Origin of the sequence: Mucilaginibacter sp. (assembly GCF_036383575.1) — a bacterium.
Taxonomy (GTDB): Bacteria; Bacteroidota; Bacteroidia; order Sphingobacteriales; family Sphingobacteriaceae; genus Mucilaginibacter.
In genome coordinates this window covers 1-2,829 of the sequence record NZ_DASVOB010000310.1, presented here as the reverse complement: position 1 = coordinate 2,829, position 2,829 = coordinate 1, and the positions used below count along the sequence as shown (strand labels likewise).

The following is a 2,829-nucleotide window of genomic DNA, read 5'->3' as shown; positions in this document are numbered from 1 at the left end:
TCAGCCGTTTGATTATAGTTTTATTGATGATGGTTATAATAAACTTTACCATGCCGAACAGCGATCTTCAACACTGATAGCTGCTTTCGCTATCATAGCTATTTTAATATCAGCCATGGGCTTACTTGGCCTGGCCGCTTTCGCCGCCGAACAACGCGTAAAAGAAATAGGCATTCGTAAAGTACTTGGCGCAAGTGTCCAAAATATCATCGGACTGTTATCGGCAGAGTTTTTGAAAACAGTTTTGATAGCCAATATCGTAGCCTTCCCGGTGGCCTGGTATATGATGAACAAATGGCTACAGGATTTTGCATACCGTACTAATATTTCCTGGTGGATTTTTGCTGTTGCAGCCTGCATTGCCCTGCTGATAGCGCTGATAACAGTGAGTATCCAATCTATAAAAGCCGCTTTGGCTAACCCGGTGAATAGTTTGAGGAGTGAGTAGGGAGCTGAAAGCAGAAGGCTTAAAGCAAAAAGCATGACACGAAAGAGCTAAATGGGTTAAACATCATTTGGCTCTTTTCATAAAAAGCCTTAAGCTTTTGACCTTCGGCTTTCAGCGCCCCCTTTAACATAATTTAACTACTCATTTAAAGGGTTTTGTGTAATATCGTATAAAGTAAAATGGTATGATAAAAAACTACTTTAAAATAGCCTGGCGCAACCTTTGGAAGCATAAGTTTTACACTTTTATTAATATGTTCGGCCTTGCGCTAAGCATTGGCTGCAGTATCATACTTTTTCAGTTTATAACCTACCACTTAAGTTTTGATACCTATCATCATGATGCCAAACATGTTTACAGGGTTGTGCATCGGATAACCTTTGACGATGGCGTACCTCTTTATGACCAAGGAGCACCTTTAGCTTTGGCGAGGGATGTGAAAAACAGCGATCCGCGGGTGAAGAATGTAGGGATACTGCTGCGCATGCATGATATCAATGTAACAATCCCGCAAAATGATGGGGCAGGCAAAAAAATGTTTGCCGAGCATGAAAATATTGGTATAACCGACGGTCGTTTCTTTAACCAGTTTGATTACCAATGGGAGCAGGGCGAGCCCAACACAGCTCTTACCGAACCTCATACTGTTGTACTCGGGCATTCATTGGCGCAAAAATATTTCGGTAGCCAGGATGTTATTGGTAAAACCATCAGGGTTGATAATAAAAACACTTTCAGGGTAACGGGTGTGGTGAAAGATCATCAGGCAAACACTGATATTAAATCGGATCTATTCCTGTCGCTATCTACAGTGAAGGATCTTTACCCAGATATCGCTAATGGTTTACAAAACGACTGGGGCTTTATTAATTCAACCAACTCTGTTTTTGTTGAACTGAGGGAAGGGACAAATCCCCAATCTGTAGAAAAAGATATAAACCAGCTAAATATTAAATTACACGGTGCGGAAGCTGCAAAACCATACCATTTCATGATGCTGCCCTTAAGAGAGGTTCATTTTGATGGCCGTTTCGCGGGTGTTATTCAACGGTCTTTGTTGGTTACACTGGGTATAATAGGTTTGTTATTGATCATCATAGCCTGTGTTAACTTCATCAACATGGCTACGGCACAAAGCTTTAAACGGGCAAAGGAGATTGGCACCCGCAAAGTTTTAGGTAGTTCGCCCAAAGCGATATTCATCCAGTTTATTTCCGAAACTTCATATATCGTAGTTTTTGCCGCATTGCTATCATTTGTTATGGTGATTGTGGCCATACCGGTTTTAAACAACTGGCTGCAAACACAGTTAAGCTTTGATCTTTTTACCAACTACCGGCTTGCAGTTTTTATAGTAGCTGTCTTAACCATTATCATATTAGCCGCCGGTTCATATCCGGCCCTTATATTAAGCAGGTTTAAGCCGGTTAACGCCTTGAAAAATCAGGTTGGCGGACAGACACAAACTGCCGGCTTTACGCGTAAAGGTTTGATTATTGTACAAAATGTAATAGCACAGGTGCTTATCATCAGTACCATATTGATAAGCATGCAGGTTAAATACCTTAAAACGGCCGACCTGGGTTTTAATAAAAATGCTGTTTTAATGCTCCCTGTGCCCAACAGCGATAAAAATAAAACTGATTATCTGCGTAACCAGCTACTGGCAGATCCCGCCATAAAAAGTGTTTCCTTTTGTTACCGGGCACCATCTTCAACAGCGGATAAGGGAGGCTCAATTAAATATGATACCCGCGACTGGGAAAAATTTGTTGGCTACACTCAGATTGGTGATGCTGACTATGTGAAAACTTTTGGGATGCAATTGGTTGCCGGACGAAATATAGCAGAAAGCGATACCGCCCGTGAATATATGGTTAATGAAGTGATGGTACACAAATTAGGTCTCAAAGACCCTCAACAAGTTCTCGGCCGGCATTTTACTGCAGGCGATTTGTCAAACAATCCGGGAACTATAGTAGGGGTGGTAAAAGATTTTCATGCCAAATCATTGTATACGGCTATTGCCCCCGAATACATTACCACATTCAGAAAAGGCTACCAATATGTTGGGGTAAAGATTGGTTCCGGTAATCCTTCGGTAGTTATTGATGATATTAAAAAAGAGTGGCAGACTGTTTATCCTGATAATGTATTTGAATATCACTTCCTTGACCAGCAAATAGCCGATTTTTATCAAAAGGAAGATCTGTTAAATAAGCTGATCACCTCAAGTGCAGTGATCGCCATTTTTATCAGTTGCCTTGGTTTGCTTGGTCTGATATCACTATTAACTCTGCAGCGCACCAAAGAGATCGGCATCCGCAAAGTGCTTGGCGCATCGGTTGCAAATATAACCGGCTTGCTTTCTGTAGATTTTC

Annotated in this window: 2 protein-coding genes; both read left to right on the top strand. The window is 41.4% G+C overall.

Features of this window, described 5'->3' with window-relative positions; all coding sequences use genetic code 11:
- Positions 1–448, top strand: a 448-nt coding sequence (locus tag VF500_RS10770) for an ABC transporter permease (protein ID WP_330859675.1), incomplete at its 5' end; no start/stop codon positions are given.
- 184 nt (positions 449–632) lie between these two features.
- On the top strand, positions 633–2,829 hold a 2,197-nt coding region (locus VF500_RS10765; protein WP_330859674.1), incomplete at its 3' end, for an ABC transporter permease.